The organism is Limnobacter sp. CACIAM 66H1, from assembly GCF_001601825.1.
In the GTDB taxonomy this organism is placed as follows: domain Bacteria; phylum Pseudomonadota; class Gammaproteobacteria; order Burkholderiales; family Burkholderiaceae_B; genus Limnobacter.
In genome coordinates this window covers 1-18,127 of record NZ_LUJK01000057.1, presented here as the reverse complement: position 1 = coordinate 18,127, position 18,127 = coordinate 1, and the positions used below count along the sequence as shown (strand labels likewise).

General features: G+C 50.2%; 21 protein-coding genes. 9 read left to right on the top strand and 12 right to left on the bottom strand.

What is annotated here, in order from left to right; all coding sequences use genetic code 11:
* Positions 1-21 precede the first annotated feature (21 nt).
* Positions 22-1,053: an AraC family transcriptional regulator gene (locus tag A0129_RS13660; protein WP_291715822.1), complete on the top strand. Its 1,032-nt coding sequence runs from the start codon at positions 22-24 to the stop codon at positions 1,051-1,053.
* Here A0129_RS13660 and A0129_RS13655 read toward each other — a convergent pair.
* Positions 1,035-1,889, bottom strand: a complete 855-nt coding sequence (locus A0129_RS13655) for a dienelactone hydrolase family protein (protein WP_291715821.1) — start codon at positions 1,887-1,889, stop codon at positions 1,035-1,037. The genes A0129_RS13660 and A0129_RS13655 overlap by 19 nt on opposite strands.
* 225 nt (positions 1,890-2,114) lie before the next feature.
* Here A0129_RS13655 and A0129_RS13650 point away from each other — a divergent pair, with 225 nt between their 5' ends.
* The 3 genes from A0129_RS13650 to A0129_RS13640 all read left to right on the top strand — a co-directional run bounded on the left by A0129_RS13650 (position 2,115) and on the right by A0129_RS13640 (position 4,287).
* Entirely contained in the window at positions 2,115-3,224 is a 1,110-nt protein-coding gene (locus A0129_RS13650) for a cytochrome D1 domain-containing protein (RefSeq protein ID WP_291715819.1), read from the top strand.
* Between the two features lie 3 nt (positions 3,225-3,227).
* On the top strand, positions 3,228-3,695 hold the full coding sequence (locus A0129_RS13645) for a hypothetical protein (protein WP_291715817.1): 468 nt from the start codon (positions 3,228-3,230) through the stop codon (positions 3,693-3,695).
* A gap of 112 nt (positions 3,696-3,807) precedes the next feature.
* Positions 3,808-4,287: a hypothetical protein gene (locus tag A0129_RS13640; RefSeq protein WP_291715816.1), complete on the top strand. Its 480-nt coding sequence runs from the start codon at positions 3,808-3,810 to the stop codon at positions 4,285-4,287.
* 60 nt (positions 4,288-4,347) lie between these two features.
* Here A0129_RS13640 and pqqA read toward each other — a convergent pair whose 3' ends face one another.
* The 4 genes from pqqA to A0129_RS13620 form a co-directional block, all read right to left on the bottom strand.
* A complete protein-coding gene (gene pqqA / locus A0129_RS13635) occupies positions 4,348-4,422 on the bottom strand; it encodes a pyrroloquinoline quinone precursor peptide PqqA (protein ID WP_008247588.1) in 75 nt (24 codons plus the stop codon).
* A gap of 90 nt (positions 4,423-4,512) precedes the next feature.
* Positions 4,513-5,169: a response regulator transcription factor gene (locus A0129_RS13630; RefSeq protein WP_291715814.1), complete on the bottom strand. Its 657-nt coding sequence runs from the start codon at positions 5,167-5,169 to the stop codon at positions 4,513-4,515.
* Positions 5,166-6,509, bottom strand: a complete 1,344-nt coding sequence (locus A0129_RS13625) for a histidine kinase (RefSeq protein WP_291715812.1) — start codon at positions 6,507-6,509, stop codon at positions 5,166-5,168. The genes A0129_RS13630 and A0129_RS13625 overlap by 4 nt, the downstream gene beginning before the upstream one ends.
* A gap of 9 nt (positions 6,510-6,518) precedes the next feature.
* The gene (locus A0129_RS13620) at positions 6,519-7,193 is read right to left on the bottom strand and encodes a response regulator transcription factor (RefSeq protein WP_291715809.1); all 675 of its coding nucleotides are present in this window, start codon (positions 7,191-7,193) and stop codon (positions 6,519-6,521) included.
* A 199-nt stretch (positions 7,194-7,392) separates the two neighbouring features.
* On the opposite strand from A0129_RS13620, the gene A0129_RS13615 reads away from it, so the two are divergent.
* The 5 genes from A0129_RS13615 to A0129_RS13595 all read left to right on the top strand — a co-directional run bounded on the left by A0129_RS13615 (position 7,393) and on the right by A0129_RS13595 (position 11,425).
* Positions 7,393-7,689, top strand: coding sequence for a hypothetical protein (locus tag A0129_RS13615; protein ID WP_291715808.1), 297 nt, complete (start codon positions 7,393-7,395; stop codon positions 7,687-7,689).
* 12 nt (positions 7,690-7,701) lie between these two features.
* Positions 7,702-8,937 carry a PqqD family peptide modification chaperone gene (locus tag A0129_RS13610; protein ID WP_291715806.1) on the top strand — a complete coding sequence of 412 codons (1,236 nt, stop codon included), beginning with the start codon at positions 7,702-7,704 and terminating at the stop codon, positions 8,935-8,937.
* A gap of 328 nt (positions 8,938-9,265) precedes the next feature.
* Complete coding sequence (locus A0129_RS13605) at positions 9,266-9,955, top strand: alpha/beta hydrolase (protein WP_291715804.1); 690 nt, start codon at positions 9,266-9,268, stop codon at positions 9,953-9,955.
* Positions 9,952-11,160 carry an XRE family transcriptional regulator gene (locus A0129_RS13600; RefSeq protein WP_291715802.1) on the top strand — a complete coding sequence of 403 codons (1,209 nt, stop codon included), beginning with the start codon at positions 9,952-9,954 and terminating at the stop codon, positions 11,158-11,160. The genes A0129_RS13605 and A0129_RS13600 overlap by 4 nt, the downstream gene beginning before the upstream one ends.
* A 16-nt stretch (positions 11,161-11,176) precedes the next feature.
* Entirely contained in the window at positions 11,177-11,425 is a 249-nt protein-coding gene (locus tag A0129_RS13595) for a hypothetical protein (RefSeq protein WP_291715800.1), read from the top strand.
* Between the two features lie 329 nt (positions 11,426-11,754).
* Here the strand turns inward: A0129_RS13595 and A0129_RS13590 are convergent, their stop codons facing one another.
* The 7 genes from A0129_RS13590 to A0129_RS13560 form a co-directional block, all read right to left on the bottom strand.
* The gene (locus tag A0129_RS13590; protein ID WP_291715799.1) at positions 11,755-11,961 is read right to left on the bottom strand and encodes a hypothetical protein; all 207 of its coding nucleotides are present in this window, start codon (positions 11,959-11,961) and stop codon (positions 11,755-11,757) included.
* Positions 11,962-12,082: 121 nt separating this feature from the next.
* Positions 12,083-13,720, bottom strand: a complete 1,638-nt coding sequence (locus tag A0129_RS13585; RefSeq protein ID WP_291715797.1) for an anti-phage dCTP deaminase — start codon at positions 13,718-13,720, stop codon at positions 12,083-12,085.
* Between the two features lie 193 nt (positions 13,721-13,913).
* Positions 13,914-14,270, bottom strand: a complete 357-nt coding sequence (locus tag A0129_RS13580; RefSeq protein WP_291715795.1) for an MbcA/ParS/Xre antitoxin family protein — start codon at positions 14,268-14,270, stop codon at positions 13,914-13,916.
* A gap of 152 nt (positions 14,271-14,422) precedes the next feature.
* Positions 14,423-15,196 (bottom strand): TniQ family protein, encoded by a 774-nt coding sequence (locus tag A0129_RS13575; protein ID WP_291715793.1) that lies wholly within the window; start codon positions 15,194-15,196, stop codon positions 14,423-14,425.
* Positions 15,189-16,118 (bottom strand): TniQ family protein, encoded by a 930-nt coding sequence (locus A0129_RS13570; protein ID WP_291715791.1) that lies wholly within the window; start codon positions 16,116-16,118, stop codon positions 15,189-15,191. The genes A0129_RS13575 and A0129_RS13570 overlap by 8 nt, the downstream gene beginning before the upstream one ends.
* Positions 16,115-17,119, bottom strand: coding sequence for an ATP-binding protein (locus tag A0129_RS13565; protein WP_291715789.1), 1,005 nt, complete (start codon positions 17,117-17,119; stop codon positions 16,115-16,117). Before A0129_RS13565 ends, A0129_RS13570 begins: the two co-directional genes overlap by 4 nt.
* Positions 17,119-18,127, bottom strand: a 1,009-nt coding sequence (locus A0129_RS13560) for a Mu transposase C-terminal domain-containing protein (RefSeq protein WP_291715787.1), incomplete at its 5' end; no start/stop codon positions are given. The genes A0129_RS13565 and A0129_RS13560, both read right to left, overlap by 1 nt.

The following is an 18,127-nucleotide window of genomic DNA, read 5'->3' as shown; positions in this document are numbered from 1 at the left end:
GACCTGCCGCAGCTTCGGCTGCTGGAACAAACTACAGTGGCGCAAGCCTACCCGCTGTTTTTCGTGAACTATGCAGTGCAACGCGGCTTTGCGGCCGAGCAAATTCTGGAACACAGCGGGCTGACACTGGCCCAGTTGCAAGTGCCCAACAGCCGCATCGCTGCTGCCCAGCATGGCATCATCGTGATGAATTTGCTGGCGCTGTTTCAAAGCGAACACATTGCGATCGACATGGGTTTGCAAAGCAGCCTGACCAAAGCGGGCATGATCGGTTTTGGTTTGATGAGTTGTGCAACCCTGCGTGAGGCCATTGAACTGGGTATTCGCTTTTTGCCCACCAAAGTGCCGTTCTACACCATCGACACCAGTGAAGACGAACGCACCCTGACGTGCCATGTGCGCGAAGCCATGCCGCTTGAACCCGTGCGCAAATTCGCGATTGAAAATTTTGTGATTGAAGTGTGGCGGCTGTTTGAAAGCCTCTTCAACCCCATGGGCAGCAAGCGCGAGGCCAGCGGAATTGAATTGTGGTTTGACTGGCCCGAGCCGCCCTATTATGCGAGCTATGCCAGCAGCCTGCCCAAGTGCCGTTTCAATGCAGCTGGCAATCAAATTCGAATTCCCGGCAGGTGGCTAGACCTGCCCTTGCCCACCGCCAACGCCACCACTGCACAAATGGTGATTCAGCAATGCGAGCAAGAATTGATTGCTCTGGGCCTGGGCGACAATTTAAGCGGGCGCGTGAAAAACCTGCTGATTTGCCGAGATGGCCGCTACCCACAACTTGAAGACATGGCAGAAACCCTGCACATGTCAGTACGCACATTAAAGCGCAAGCTACAGAACGAAGGGCGAAGCTTTACAGATTTATTGGGCGAGGTGATTCAACGCGACGCCTGCCTGTTGCTTGAGACCAGCAAGCTGAATGTGGATGAAATTGCGCAACGTGTGGGTTACCAGGACCGCGCCAATTTCACACGTGCATTCAAAAAACTGACCGGCAAAACACCCAGCGAATACAGGGAGTGGGTAAGCTACGTCGTCAAGAAATGACTGACCAACCCTTGCGCATCGGCATCGTGCGGCAGGCTGACATGGTCGGTGCCCTTCACCGTGGCCACCAGGGGCTTCTCCGCAAAATGCTGCATCAAGCGCAATGAGGAATCATGCGGCACCACCTCATCGTTTTCAGCCAACAATACGAAGGTGGGATTACGTACATTGGCGGCACATTCATTCGATTTGAACTTGCTGCGCAACAACAGCGACACCGGTGCCAAAGGCACTTTCTTTTTGGCAATGCTGATCAAGCTGTCGTAGGGGGTAAACAGCACCAGCTTGTGCACGGGCGTGCTGGCAGCGAGTTGCATGGCCACCCCTGTACCCAGGCTGCGCCCGATCACAGAAATTTGATTGCGGTCGCACCAGGGCTGTTCAGCTACCCATTTGTAAATGGCACGTGCATCGGCCACCAAATTCTTTTCCGTCGGCGTGCCTTTGGAATTGCCGTAACCCCTGTAATTGAAAAACACCAGGGGCAAATTCTTGAAACCTTGCGCTTCATTGAGCAACCAGCGCACGTCTTCACTGCGACCGCCAAAATAAATGGCGCAAGGTGCTTTGCTGCCCGCTCCACCCAAACCACTGGGCATGCGCACCCAACCCTCCAATTCAACACCTGGGGCCACCTGCAACCGCAGTTCGGTAAATTCATGCGCGTGCTGGGTCAACGCCTCATGGTGCTTCAACGCAGGGCTGAAAATATGTTTGGTTTGACTAAAGTAAAGGTAAGTCCAGTACGCCGCAAAACCCATGGAGGCAGACAGCGCCACACGGGGCACCAAACGCGACTCGGGTGTGCGGATTTGTTTTTCTTGTACATACTTCATGGCGGCACTTCTTTACAAAGGGATGACGGGTTACATTGCTTAGTGTATTGAAACCAAACTGTCACAAAGGTTCAAAGTACTTGCAGAAATGGCGTTAAATCAACGTTTGGAGGGAATTGCCCACATGACCTGTCACAATGACAATTCATATTTCAGGAAATCTTCCCGGGACAAAACAGGGAAACTTCCATAGCGTTGAACGATTAGAAGGGAGAGGACAAGAACATGAAATTCAAAACAAGCGCAATTGCGTTGGGTTTAGCTGTGGCATTGGCGGCCTGCTCCAAGAAAGAGGAAGCAGTTGCCCCGGAAGCAGCAGCCCCAGTTGAACAAGCTGCACCACAAGCAGTGGCCTACGTTACCCACCAAGACGGGCCAGTGACCATTTACTCGTTGGCCGATTATTCCAAGATCGGAGAAATCAATGTGGGTGAAGGTGGCCGTGGTGTGGGCTTGACCGAAGACGGCAAGCTGCTGGTGGTGGCCGTGAAAGAGACCAAAGACCTGGCAATTGTAGACACCGCCACCAACCAGGTGGTACGCCGTGTGCCTGTGGGTATCAACCCTGAATTTGTGCGGGTGTTGGGTAACCTTGCATTTGTAGCGTATGAGCCTGCCTCCAAGGGCGGCCCTCCGCCAAAGCCCGGATCAGCCGAAGCCAAAGCCATTGAAAAAGAACGTGAGGAAGGCGACGAACTACCCGCTCAAGTGGCCATCATCGACTTGGTGAAAGGCGAGAAAATCAAGGAAATCACAGCTGGGTTTGAGACTGAAGGCATTGAGTTTTCTGCCGACGGCAAACACATCATTGTGACCAATGAAGCCGATGAAAATGTATCGGTTCACGACATTGAAACTGGCGAGAAAATCAAACAGATCGACACCGAAAGCTACGGTATTCGCCCACGCGGCGTGAAGCGTTCACCCGATGGCGAGCAATTTGTAGTCACCCTGGAATACGGCAACAAGATGCTGATCCTGGACAAAAACTACAATGTGATCAATGAAGCCGCCACCGGCGAAGTGCCCTATGGCGTCACCTACACCCGCGATGGCTCCGAGATTGTGGTGGCCTTGGCACGTGGTAAAGCGATTCAGGTATTTGATGCAAAAACGCTTGAGCTCAAGCGAGAAATGCCGGTGGGTGAGCGTTGCTGGCACTTTAGCTTTACGCCCGATGACAAGCAACTGATTGTGGCCTGTGGCCGCAGCAACAACATTCTGGTGTTGGACTACGCCACTGGCAACGTGATCAAAGACATCCCTGAGGGCAATATGCCTTGGGGCGTGATGGTGTCACCAAAGTCCGTGGGATCGCTGGATATACCGGGGTAAGCGATGAAACGCTCGTTGATTGTTGCAGGCTCGATTCTGGTCACTGGTTTACTGTTCAACAGCGCGAGCCATATTGCTTTTGCTGCGGGAGATTTGACCAAACAGGAGCCTGTGTACTTCACTGTAGAGTTGAGCAACCAGGCTGGTGAGAAAAAATTTTCACCATCCACCCTGCAGTTTGAAACGGGCACCCTGACAGTTTTAAACATTCACAACAAAGGCGAAAAGTCCTATTACTTTGGTTCCAATGGCCTTGCAGATTCGGTATACACGCGCAAGGTTGTTGTACTCGGATCTGCCAGTGAAACACCGTTGGCCGAAATTTACGGTCCGGTACGGCGGGTCGAAGTGTATCCGGGGCAGACCGTTCAGTGGTGGTTTGTTCCGATAAGGACAGGCAACTTCAACGACCTGTTTTCCAGACAGTCTGAGGCAGAAGCAGGCATGAAAGGAACCGTCAAGATCAACTAAAGCCACAAAAACTCAATCCTTTGTACTCCTAAACGAATTTTCCGCGTTAATCCATGAAACGGTTGCCACCATGCAACACTTTAATGTGATTAACGTGGTTTAGGAGTTACCTATGAGACGCGTATTCAATGTAATCGACAGGGGCATTGCGAGCAGGCCAACCCTGGCTGAAATGGCGCCAGCCAACCATATAGAGACAGTGCAGGCCGCCTGGGCCGAGGCACTTCGATGCGATTTTGGTCGTGCCCGCGACGCCATGCTGTGTCGCCTTGCCGAAACCACACAGGAACTTGCCCTTCAATACCCGAACGACGCAAAGGTTCTTCTTTGGAACGGTATTGTGCTGACGGGCTATGCAAAATCATTGGGCGGCCTTTGCTCGCTTCACTTTCAAGCCCAGGCCAAAGCTTCTCTTGAGCGCGCCATGGCCTTGGCCCCGAACGACGGCGCCGCTTATCTTTATTTGGGCTTGTTGTACGATCATGCCCCCGCAGCACCTTACGGGTTTGGCGACGAGACCATTGCGAGATCATTGCTTGAGCAAGGCCTGAAGCTGACCTTGAATTCAGCCGAGCAAGTGCGCCGGGCATAAAAAAAGGAAAGCCAACTCTGCCTGGCCTTCCTTTTTACTGCTGCAACAACCGGGAATCAATTAACGGTTGGCGATGTACATGGTGATTTCGAAACCGAAACGCATATCTACGAATTGTGGGGTGGTCCAGCTCATGTCTATTTCTCCAATGTTGTGATGACAAACAGCAGGTGGTCCTGCCATGAAATAAGTGTACTGAAAGCCGCTCAGGAATTTTGCCCGACTTCACTGGGTGATTGAAGGGCTGGTCAGCCCCCACCCGATCGCAAGCTTGGTGAGTTCAATGTCATTGCTCACCTGCAGCTTCTTTTTGATTTGATAGTGAATGTTGTGAATGGTTTTTGCACTTAAAAAAAGTAGCTCGCCAATTTGCTCGGCTGACTGACCGGCCACGAGCAAACACAACACCTCGAACTCGCGGCTGCTCAGCTCATCAAGCCCTCCCCGATTGTCGCGCAATCGCGAGAGCGCCATCAACCGGGTCAAATCAGCACTCATGAAAGTGCGTCCCGACAGGACCTCACCAATGGCGCGCAAAAGCACCTCCGGTCGGCTACTTTTTGTGACATATCCCTTGGCACCGGCTTCCATACATGCACGCGCAAGTTCGATTGAATTGTGCATGGTGAACATTAAAAACTTGACCTCCGGCCAACGCCCCAACACCCGCTGAACCAGATTCAAACCCACCGGCTCGGGCATGCTGATGTCGCAAATCACCAGCGCGGGCAAATCTTTCTGGCAAGCGGCATAGGCTTCCTGCGCGCTCTCAGCCTCACGCACCTGCTTGAAACCACCCTGTGTTTCCAACAAATGCCGATATCCGGCGCGCACCACAGCATGGTCATCCACCAGCAAAATATTCAGGTCAGCGTTGTTCATGCGGCACCTTTTTCTTGAAAACTCGCAGACACCACAAATTTGTTTTCCTGAAGCTGGGCTTTGAATACACCACCATGAACCCGTACCCTTTCAGCCAATAAATTCAAGCCCATCCCACCAGATGGCACCTGTGTCCCCGCTGGCTGCGGCAAGTCATTCTCAACACGCAATTCAAGCACTCCGGCCTGCAGTGCCAGGCCAACATTCACAGGCTCGCCCGGGGCTGCATGCCGCCGCACATTGGCCAAACACTCCTCGACAGTTCTGTAAACGCACAATGCGCGGTCCTGGTCCAGACGATTAAGGGCAGCCGCGTCAAGATTCAGGTTCACTGTCCATCCACTGCCCGAATTGATTTCCCATCGGGTGCACAGGTCCTGAATGGCCATGCCAAGATCAGCCCCCTCCAGGACAGGCGGGCACTTGTTCACCAGCACCGCCCTCATGCGCTCGAATGCCCCCTCGATTTGCAGTTCGATTTCTTCGAGTTTGTCCTGAACCTCAGCATCTCCCCCCTTCAGTTGAGCGCGCAGTTGGGCACAATTCACTGCAATCAGGCTCAGGGACTGCCCCAAATCCGCATGCACCAAATGGGCCAACTCCCGCCGCTCATCTTCTTGCACGTTGAGCAGCTTCATCATCAGCTTTCGGCGGGTTTGAGTCAGGCTCCACAGACGATCGTTCAGTCGGTTCACGCCCTGCGCAATGCGGCCAAACTCTTTGGGCTGCACATCGGGAAGTTGTGCAGGTGGAGGACTGTCCTCGGAAATGGCAATCGAGTCGATTTTTTCTACCAAGGTTGTCGCTGGCCGCAAGGCGCGACCAATAACCACATAGGTTAAGGCGGCAAGGCTGGCCACGATCAGGGTACTTAACAACAACAAGTCTCGCAGCGTGTTCCAGAATTTGACCAACACCAGTTGGGGGTCTGCGGTGATGAACAGCTCGCCAAACGGTTGGCCCCACAAACCAACCGGTCGGGGCTCCGATTCAATCTGTACGCCGAGTACTCGCATCAACTGGGCTTCAAGCGGGTGGCGTACCAGGTTGTCACAACCCTCTTGTCGCACCTGCCCGTTCCAGCCCTCGTAACGTATGCAATAAGGCGCCAGCAACAAACCATACTGACTGCCCACCAACACAGGCGAGCCCTCGATTTCGGGATTTATTTGACGCTTGTACATGGAGTACTCCACCATCTCGTGCAAGCGCGTGGCGTCGCTGGCCAGGGCATCGTCAACCTCATTGGCTGTTCGCAACACCACGTAGGCAGAAATCAACACCCAGCACAACAGGCCCAGGGTGATCATTCGCACCAGCAAATAGCGTTTCAGGTTCATTCAAACAGTTTAATCGGCGTTGGGCTGCAAGTGGGCCAGTGCAGCCTCCCCGTGCAGGCGGGCCGCCAGCTTTCTTGCAACCGAATAATTGCTCACTGCCTCGCCGCGATTCTGAACACCCAGTCGCCCAAAGGCCTCCTTGATGTGTGCATTCACCGTGTCGGGACTCATGCCCAATATCTTTGCAATTTCCTTGCCTGTTCTACCCAGGGACACCTGTTCCATCACCTGCGCCTGTTTGATGGTCAAAGGCTTTGGACTGCCGGGCATCTGAATCAGGCTTTGAAACTCGTTCCGTTGAGAAATTGAATTCAGGTTGACGGAATCGCGTTTCAGAAAACTTTGGACCTGCACCATCAATTCCTTGTAATGCTGACTTTTGGACAACAGCAAGGCACCCGAGTTGGCCACCTGCCGTTCTATTTTGGAATCGCCCAAGGCAGTAAAGAAAATACGCAGTGACCTGGAAAAACGCTCAGACACCAATTCAATGACTTCAGCCGGCTTGCTGTTGGGCAAGACCAGATCAGAAACCACCAAATCCACGTCAGCAGGCTCAATTTCCTGTAGCTGTTCAACAGAATCAACCACCCTTGTATTCAAGCCCGGTACAACAGCAGCAATAATTTCCTCGACGACCATGGCCGAAGTCGGATGGTCTTCCAGTATCAATAAGTTCTTCAAACCCTTGTCCCCAAAGTGTGGTTGTAGCGTGGCGGCTTTTGATTATTTTTTTGTGAATTATTCGTGCGATTATCAATTGAAATGTTTAGTTATGTAAAGAATGCAAACCGGCTTACAAACCTGTCAGCACTTTTCAAAGCGCTGCGTTTCAAATGGGGGGCGCAATTCTCGAGGCGGCCTAATTGACAGGGGAAGTAAAATGTCACACACAGACGATGAGAAAGTAAAAGCAAGACGGGCAGCGTTGGCCAAGGTAGGGCTGGCTGTAGGGGCTTTGTATGCCGCGCCTGCCATGGTGGGTTTGGCCACTGCGCACGCAGGCAGTCGCTCCAGGCCCAGCCGAAAATCCCGGCCATCCCGATATGACCGTTACCACACTCAATATGGGCGGGGCTACCGTTCCTCCCGGCCATCGCGCCCAAGCCGATATTCGAGATACTCCCGATACTCGCGGTATTCGCGGGTGAGCCGCCCCTGGTTCTATATCCGCTTCTAAGCGGTGAATGCTGTGACCAAACAAAGCCATGCCTGCCTTCTGTTCAGGTTCAAAGGCGTGGCAGGCTACGTGATCCTGCCTGACGAGCCGGCCTTGCTCGATGGCATCGCACAGCTTGCGCCCAGCTGGAAATACACTTCCGCAGCCATTGAAGACGATGGCAGCCTGCAACGCTGCATCACCAGGGTAGCCAAAAATCAAAACAATCCCTCTACATTTGATGTCGAATCCGTTTACGTCGAAGAGCCGCTCATTGGTTTACCCACAGCCAGTGCACTGTGTGCCGTGATGGCCGATGTACTTGAGGCACATATTGAGGAAAGCCAAAACCCGATCGCATTGCATGCGGGCGCGGTCGCCATTGGCAACCGGCTTATCGCAATTACCGGACCGAGACGGGCGGGTAAAAGCACGCTGATTGCAAGACTTTGCGCGGAGCCAGACTTGCAAATTTTCTGCGACGATGTATTGCCGATCAGCCCACTTGGAGAAGGGGTGGCCTTGGGCGTGGCACCACGTTTGCGCCTCCCCCTGCCGGCAAAGGCAAGCCAACACTTCAAACAATTTGCACGACAACACCTGGGGCCACACGACAACCGCTACGGCTACCTGTGCACTACAAACCTGGCTGGAAACGGAACGCGCCTGCCGCTTGGTGCAATCGTGGTGCTCGACCGGCAAATCGACACCGCGGCCTGCCTGCACACCATGAACGAGGACGATGCCTTGTTCTATGCGCTTGAACAGAACATGGGGCAGTTCGATACGCCTGCCGAAGCCTTGGCAACAACACAGGCAGTTTTGGGCAAAGTCACTTGTGTTCGACTGGTGTACAGCAACCTGGAAGAAGCCGTACAGCTGCTTCGGAAGGCGTTTGGTGGTGACGAAGCCATTCATCCTGACGTTCCGGTGAAGCCCGCCCAAGGCTGGACACCGCCAACACCACACGCCCACAGGCCTGTGAACCCTCAGCAAGTGTTCAAGCGAGCGCCTACCGCAGCCTTGCGCCGTATCGGACAATCTGCCTTTTTGTGGCAAGCCGGAGAACACACCATTTGGCGATTGAACAGGGTGGGACAAGCTGTGTGGGCGCTGCTCGAAATACCTGGCAATGCCAGGGAACTGGTCGAAGCGTTGGCCGAGGTATTTGTGCAAGTGCCTCAAGAACAACTCCAGCATGATGTTGCTGCTTTACTGGGTATTTTTGTTGACGTTCAACTAACTTGTCATTGTGAACCTAAGCCTTGAGCGGGTCTTGTTCGCTGGTCTTCAATTTATATTCCCTTCGAGATTCATCTAACTTGTCATTTGCCGGAATTTCATTCATCTAACTTGTCATTTTTTAAAATCAATTTGTAACCTATTGATTTTAATAAACTTATTCATCAACAAATTTGACTTCGCAAATCTTTCTAGATCGTTCTATTCACGTGAACTATTCGCTCACGCACTTCGTAGAAAGAAACACCCAGCCTAAATAGCCTACATGAAACATAGGACGGTGCAATTCCAATCGGCTTTCAATTGATTTTTTGAATTAATACGTGTTAAACGAAATTATTTGGTGATATATTCCATGTTAGCACCTATTTTATATGCGGGAGTACTGATGAGCTTCTCAAACCAACAGACGATCCATGACCTACTCGTGAGGAATATCCCGCGAGAGCTTGTCATGGGCCTCGAGGAAGCTAAACTGGTCGGCGCTCAGCGTGCCTATGCTGCAGCGCGAGGGATGGATGACGGGCACTTGCCCAGCGTGGTGGGGCAGTTGCGCCACTTCCATATGAATGAGTCCTTCCATCGTGCACTCGCCGTTGCGGACGCATCTCCCTCACCGCTGCGCGGCAATCAGATCGTCACGGGCCGAGCTGGGATCTTCACATTGGCGCGGTTCAACACCAAGTACGGGGTATGGAACAGCGGCCGGCGTAGTGAAACCCGAAAACAGATGTCACTGGCAAATGCGGCTATCGAGCCGCTGGTTCAACCCGGACTCTTTTCAGGTTACGTAGAGCCATCCCAAGCGGTTGTATTTGTCGTCGCCTGCTTTGCGGGATCGCTGCACAGCCAGCCGGAAACACCCATCTCCATCGAAATTGCGGTCCCAGATCGCCACATGCAAGGGTGGCTTTTCCGGGAACCCATTCACGCATTCATCAAGCGCTACGACCAGCAGTCGACAGCAGGCCAGGACGATTTGGCTGTGCCCAAGCTGAAGAAGAACATTGGCAAACAACAAGACAAAGATGGAACAGGATCATGAGCAGGGGCGGTGTACAAGGATTTCAGAAAGATCGACTTAGCCAAATTCTTGCGGCCCGTCGTCTGACTCAAGTCCAGTTGGCCTCGATGGTCGATGTGTCTTCGGCGACCATCAGTAAGTGGCGCGCAGGATCGCAAGCGCCCGAGCGTGACGCACTTGAACGCCTTGCTGGCGTGGTCAATGTCACGCCGGAATGGTTTACGCGTGCGCCTGGAGCGAAATTGTCGTTGCCACTTTTTCGGAGCAATGCGTCAGCACACGTCGCTGCACGAGCCATGCTGGAGGCCCGCCTTGAGTGGGCCCAGGACGTGGCGGTTGCCCTGATGGAGTACGTTGACTACCCCGATGTCAATTTGCCCGCTCGCGATTACACCGATCCAGAAGAGATCACCAACGAGGACATCGAGAAGGCTGCTAGCGAATGCCGGGACCTGTGGCGTTTGGGCCGTTCAGCGATTCAAGACCTGGCGCTGGCAGTGGAAGGCGCTGGAGTGATCGTTGTCCGGGAAGAAACCGGCATTGCTCAGATCGAAGGGCTATCGGCTTGGAGTGAAACATTGGGGCGACCGCTCATTCTTTTGTCCGCCGACAAAAACAATGGGTACCGCAGTCGCTTCGATCTTGCCCATGAGGTCGGGCATCTGATCCTGCATCGTCACATTCAGCGCACGACAGACAACGCGCGCCACAAAATGATGGAAGCGCAGGCACACCGTTTCGCAGGCGCCTTTTTGCTGCCCGCCGAAACGTTTGCCAGCGAAGTTCGCGTGCCACCGACCCTGGATGACTTGCTGTTGCTGAAGCGACGTTGGGGCGTGTCGGCGGCGGCGATCATCATGCGACTGAAGGCGCTTGAGTTACTGGATGAAGATGGCGCTCTAATGCTTTTCAAGCGTCGCTCTGCTCGGTGGGGGGCGAAATCGGAACCTGGAGACGAGGATCGTCTACCAGAGCAGCCACGTCTGCTTCGTCGCACCATCGATCTGTTGGTCGAAGAGAAGGTCATGCCTTTGGAAGCCATCCCGAGACACATCGGACTGGCTGCGCGCGACGTGGAAGCACTCGCCGGATTGCCTGAAGGTTACTTTCAGGGCAAAGCGAATGTCGTGGAGTTTGCGCGACTGAAAGCGCCCAAGAAGCAGGTTGATGACCAACCAGCCCGGGGCAGTAAGGTGGTGCCGTTCCGGCCTGGTTCCAAATCCTGATGTGAAAGGAGCATCAATGTCCAAGAACACAAAACAGACGTCCTCACGAATTGGTCGGCTGGCGTCAGAAACGCTGAAAAGCAGTAATTCGTCACAAGTGGCCAAGAGCCTCGCAGCTTCGGCACTTTCGCAGCGCAGCGGCGACAAACAAACTGGTGCCAAGATGGAAGACAAGGCCGCACGCGTTTTGGCCAACGACCGATCCGCCAAAGAGACGAAAGAACTGGCAGCGTCGGTCCTGTCCCAAGCCAACAAACAGCGCTGAGCTGGCGAGTCGAGCCCCTCGTGTCACAGGATCTGAGCGGCTAACGCCTCAAGAATTTGTTACATGTATGAAAAATCTCGGTCTTGACTAGCAATTGGTATGTTTAACGGACGTAGATGTACCATTGAAATGGCGTAGCGAAACACACGGATTGTGTGAATAGCACTACTTTATCTATATGTTAGGCTACTAAGAAGGGAATGGTGGCTAGTGTCTTGATATCGGTCACAGAAGATAGGATAGATATTTACCGCAAATACCGCTTCACAGAAGTAGGTTAGTCGGCCTTGTATCCAATTGAGATGTGCTACCTCACGTTATCGGAAATTTTACCAACTTAAAGATTCACCAAGACTACGGATAATTTTGGAGATTTCGGGTGAATTAGGCTCCAACTCCGCTTCTGCTTGCTGAGCGATGAATGTGTTATCAATCACGAGACGAAGGTCGGAAATGGGGGCTTTTGCTCGCAAATCATTGTCTTTTGCATCGAAGTCAAGTGTTAACTGCTTTGATTCGTGACGTTTGTTACTCACCGGAACCTCCGTCAAATGCATGATCAATACTCACCTAAAATTTTTAGCCTGCCGATTTTAAACCAAAATAACACACAAAGTTCGCCAAAGAAATTTTTTTCTAATACGTCGTATCCACCACTCATTGCTTTGCCTGGCTATCCGCATCCGATGCCGGAAACTCTTTTACAAAAATTGACGCGATTTTCGTCTCAAAGGTTCGATAGGAGTCGATGTATTCTTTGATAATTCGATTCGGCGGGTTCTGAGCCGTGGATGAATACTCGATTAGCTTACCGCTGTCATCTTTCCTGCCGCGTTCGCGCAGGAACAGATCTGAATAAAGCCTTGGACCTACACCTGAAAAATGGATGAACTTCACCTTGTTTAGTGGTGGAAAATTTTCCGTATTGTAATCGTGGTCGAGCACCTCAATCGAATCATTATGTGCTTCAGGCGCTAAGCTTTTTTCATACGGTTCAATGTAATACACCTTTTCGATACCAGCGGCCACGAGATGGCGAGCGCAGTTATGACAAGGGAAGGTCGTGGTGTATAAATTACCTCCAATCGTCGAACCGCCGCCTCCACGCGATAACGAAACTAATGCATCCATTTCGGCATGTACCGCGCGAGAAAACTCGATCAAATCGGGGATGCCTGATTCGGAAAATACCAGTTCAACAATTTCGTCGATCTTGGCCATCGCGGCTTGTTGTATTTTTTCATCTGGAAAAATCGTCGGCAACTCCTTCTCTATGCCGCTCTTGATTTGAGCTTTACGCAACAGCTTTTGTGCAACGTTTTCGCAAACTTTTCTATGGTTAAAACAACGATCGTCATACTCATGGCCATGATCGGCTGAATAAAGGCCACCACCGTATTTTGGTACATCATTGGCTCCAACCGCAATAATACGATCGCTTTTATCAGTAATGACGGCACCAACTTGGCGAGACAAACAGCTTGACTTCAAAGCTGTCGAGTGCGCGACATACATAGCGTGTTCGTGTTTGGTTGGTGTTATGCCGTTATGACCATGAACTAGATTAATAAATCGTGTAGTTTGCTCCGGGATCAGCTCTTGATCTCCGAGTGGATGATGCATAAAGTAGTCTGCAAGCTTAAATGCTTTCTCTAGCTGTTGCCCAAATTTGCTTGATTCCTTCCGATCGCGCGCAATTATGGACTCGATATCTTCCTTTCGAAGTCCCGTATCCGTAAGGCGAGAGAAGCGATGATCTTGAGTACTCATCACGCCAATGAGGTAAAACGCGCTTCGGTACACCATGCGGAATAGATGCACTTCCTCTGGATGTTTAATTTGATCGACCAAATATGCGACTCTTGGCGGCGCCTTAGCAAGATCGGAACATTCTTTGTCGATTGCCAAACGATGTCGGCTAATTTGGCTAATTGCAAATTGCGCGAGCACTTCACAACCATGAGCTTCGCGCAATTGGTTTCCTCCGCTCTGATTAGTCAAATACGCAACAGAGGCTTCTTCGGCTGAAATCGAGATAGCACCAGTCTTTGCTTGCGCTTTGATGAACTCGCTCAACTTGATTCGGATAACTCGATACCCGAGTGCTTTAAGCTGATCATCGAATTCTGTGATTATTCTAGCGAGCCCACATCCAACCGCCCCCATGAATGCAACAACGACTTCGGGTGTGGCACGGCGGTCAAGTAAGTCGACTGATTTAGTTTGATTCTTATCTCCTGAGACAGGCGCTTGGGCGATAGGGATCACGGTTTTTTCTTTTGGCTTTGCGCTCATAATTTGGTATTGCGGATGCCCAATTTAGTCACAGGGAGAATACGAAAAAATCTCTATTTGAGAATTTTTCAACGTATATCTTAGGTAATTTAAATGATAGAAAGGGTACTCCGCAATAGGTGAAGACTGATTTGGACTTATACACTCAGAGAAGACCTAAATCAGTACTCTAAAAAAAAAGCGTTCACCTACGTCACTGATAAACTCCGTGCAAAATCGCACACAACAAATTTAAAACCTTAGCTTGCCCATCATATGTGTTCAACAGTTCTTTGGGATCTAAATAGCCAAGTGCAGGGTTTGGTTCCTCCATCCAACTTGACAGCCACCGACCATGATCAAAATTAACTGCATCTGACGAAAGGCTAGCCGCCTTTATGGTGTTCAACATGAATTGAATACCCGTAAGCAAATTTGAATTGTCGCCAGTGAATGCTCCACGCCGGCGGGCCGAATTCAGCGCTCCTTTGTTGATACCCGTCCATGACAAAAGAGTTATTTGACTCAACCCTAACTCGGTCGCTAGCTCAGAGAACTGAGAGAAATGCATGATGTAAAACCTCAGTGTTGAATTAAGTACAAAGGTCCGAAAAATAATTTCAACCACTTGATTTGTCGACTAACCACCAATCGAACTATGCGATATCAACGTAAAACACATGTCAATTTAATTGATAAAAAACATATTAAAGAAAGCGAAATTCAGCGCTTCTCCCTATAAATTGACGGGTTGAGATTTGAATAAGTGTTTGGACAAAGACCTTTTTTTATATAAGCACCAACCTCATCAAGACTCATTCTTCGCCCTGTCTCTCGAGTTTTTCCGTAACCGTGTACCAAAGATGCCATAACAGCCATTCCGTTACGCAAATGTTCAAGTTGTTCGCTTCCTTTCGGGTATTTGGCCAATTCTTTGCATTGCACCGGATTAGTCTTGTAAAGAAGCAAACCGCACTTTTGGCACTGGGATAAACACACGATTTCGACTGACTTTTTTGATCTATTCTGAAGGCGATATGGAAGATAAACATCGGCTTTACAGTGCGGACAACTACTTTCCAAAAGGCACTTATGATTAAAACAAAAGCGTACAAAATCAAAGCACCAATCTACCTTGAAATTTGGAATCGAATCATACTGCATACACTTCGGGCAGAACCTAAACCTAAGATGAGACTCCATTTCCGCAACCATGAAAAAGTTTCTGCTTACCCCCATTTGATCAACATTTTTAGAAACAAGACGACTTAGCTGAAAAATGTCTTTGTTGTATTTCGTAACGTGTAAGATTCGATCGACTGAGCAATCTGTCACCTTTGTTTCAACGCAATCACCAATCCCGACTCCCAAATATTCCGATACACCCGCTGGCGTTTCAGCATACCCAATACACAACCTGGTAAGCCAAGAAAGCACCGCTTCTTTTGGCTGTGGTAGGAGCCTCAATAATTCGTGATGGCTATTGGAATTAGTCATAAGAAAGATTCAAAGTTAGTTGTTTTGATCCGTGCATAGTTTTTTGCGGAGCTCGTCCTGTTAGCTTTTCGTACAAGGTCGATAAATGACTGACCTCCCTCAAAGTCGCTGCGGCTTGAAATAGACGTTCGTAACCTAATTCCTGTTGATGAGTAAAGTCCACCTTGGATTTTGAGTTCGCATGGTGAGCGTTTTCTAAAGCAATTACTGCGGTATGGATAACATCGGCAACTCGATCCGCCCGGCAGTGGGCATTAAGCGATCGCAAGCTGCAATCACCTTGAATCACACCTAACCCCAATATTTTCACTACTTGAAATGTCAGCCCTAGACTCAAGTGTTCAAGGCCCCTGAATATCGACAGATCGGCAGAGCAATCAAAATCAAGCCTCTGCTCTAGCCAGCCTGACCACAAAATCTCAAATTCGCTGGGATTTCCAGAGATCAATTGATCTGTAAACGGAAGACCACACCGGCAAAAGCAGTGTGATTTCCTAAACCAGCTAATCTCGCAATTGCAGTTCGCACACTGACGAATCAAGCGAGTTCGATGAACCGGACAAACACTGACCAAATCCATATCCCAAAGCTTCCTAACGTATCCTCGCTGAATGAGGCATTTTGGGCAGACCTTCTGGTGTCGACCCAAAACCTGCCAACGACCAAGAAATTCGTGTTTGTAATACCTCAAATAGCTTCGCCCATCGTCGCGTTTTTGATTGCTCAAAAAGTCATGTTCAAAAAGTCTTCCATGGAACAAATCCATGATCGCTGCTGCTTTCTCATAGCTGGGCAAAATCCCAGCCGCAATGCCCGTTTTCGACCTTAACCAACCCCAACTGAGTCCGTTTGTCTCCAATCCGCGTTGTATGTAGCCATAACCTGATTCATCCGCGAATCTTTCGGGGAATACCAAGGTCATAAAAGCTGCCCACTCTCATTATCGATCTCGTGTTTTTTTAACGCATTGATGGCAGTGTCCAGGACCTGGTGATCCATCCTCTTGATGCCATGCTCGATGGAATGCAAAGCAATTTCCGAAATCAACCTTTTCAACTGCCTCTGCTGTCCATCAACATGGGCCTTAATCCTCTGAAAACATTTCGGCTCAACCAAAGGACTTGGATCACCGAACTCGGACAGGGCATGCAGATAAGCTTCCAGGGACTCTTGCCATAGATCAGCATTGAGAGTCGGCATCAGCACGGTGGTTCGCACTCTTGAAGCCAAGCCGACATCGAACTCTTCAAGCTTTGCCAGCTCTGGGTGACCGACCAATACAACGGGGATTCTTAGTCGATCGCTGATGTAACAAATCAAATCTGTGATTTCATTTTCGGAATTGGATTTTTGGTTTTTACCTCGAGAACATGCGTAGACATTCTGGGCCTCATCGATTAACAAAACGCGCGTTTGCGCCTGCTCAAGGGCTCTTATAAAAAGCTCTAACTTGACATCGAAAGTTTGAGAATTGATATTCCTGACACCCAAAGGGTGGCCGAACTTTTGCAGCCCTTCTCTGACAATACTTAAACGCGTTGAACGCTTCATTAAGCGAACGTGATGTGCAATTTTGTCGTTTTGAAAATCAACCACAGTAGGATCCTGCAGTTCTGACAGCAGTAAACGTATCGCGGTCGATTTTCCAGTACCACTTTTCCCAATAATTCGTAATCCTTGGGGCTCAATCCGCGTGTCAAATAGTGCGATGCGCTTTTTGGCCTGCGAAACCGTCTCCACTATTGCCGAATTCAGAATTACCATTCTCGCAATTTTTTTCCATCCCGCAATCGACTCCCCTTTGAAGCCACAAAAACGGTACAGCTGATGTCCATCAAAATTGTCATCAATGTCATAAACCCAAGACACTTTGCCACTTGACGAAGCATCACTGAAGCTCGAGGATCCAACTAAATGATTCATTAGCGAAGCTCCTGAATGACTTTAACGTTGGAAATTGTTCTTGGATCAAAACTGAAATCTGGCAAGGATATCTCTTCGACCTGGCGATCAATTTCCTGCTCAATCAACGTGGGCTTCACACCCTTGACATGCTTCTCAAGCATGTGTTTGCTGCTGAGCTTGAGCCGCTTACCAGAACGTACTGAATTGCGGATATCATTTAAAAGTCGTACTCTTGATTCAACCAAGGTTTTTCTTGATCCCGAGTTTGCAAGCTGATGATCCCTGAATCGCATGATTGATTTGTGCTCTGCAAGACTCAAGTTTTGTGAATATTTCTGATCAGTGCAAAACGCCTTCAACCACTCCTTGCGGACTGTATCGAACACATAAATATTTGATAAATTCTCCGGGCTATAGCGAATCCGTGCGCTGAATTTTTCACCGGTCCTTTTCTTTAGCTCGTGTAAATTATGGCCACCATAAGTTAAGCCATGCAGCGACACGCCATGTGGGCCAACAGTCCTATGAATTTCACGAGTAGCACAGAAGTCGAAAAGCTCTGCGCTTACAGGTATCCGAAAAGGGGGGCAAGAACGCATACCGGCCTCGAATTCAACGCGAGGAATTAATTTGGTACGACTGTGCGGAGTTTTGTTATGAATCTCCTCCACCCAACGATATAAGAAGGATCGAAGTTCAGAAAAAGTAAGAACGGCAGACTCATCTGTAGATGTTTGAGTTTCGCCTTTTCTTGGCTTTGTCACTCTCCCCGCGTGTGACTTTAGAAACGTTGCTGCGGCGGCAAAGAATCGTTCCACATGCGGCTTTTGCCATGGGCTTCGCGTTGCACAGAACTCTAGATTGATGGCTAAACCCATGTGCTGAAAGAGCCCGCTCAACGCATGAGAATGATTTTCCAGTCCATTATCAACAATCAAGGTCTCTGGCAAACCAAAGCCAAGCCAAGGCTCTGTCAAACACATGAACTCTGGATCTTCCATATTTTTGGGGAAGAATGCCATCTTC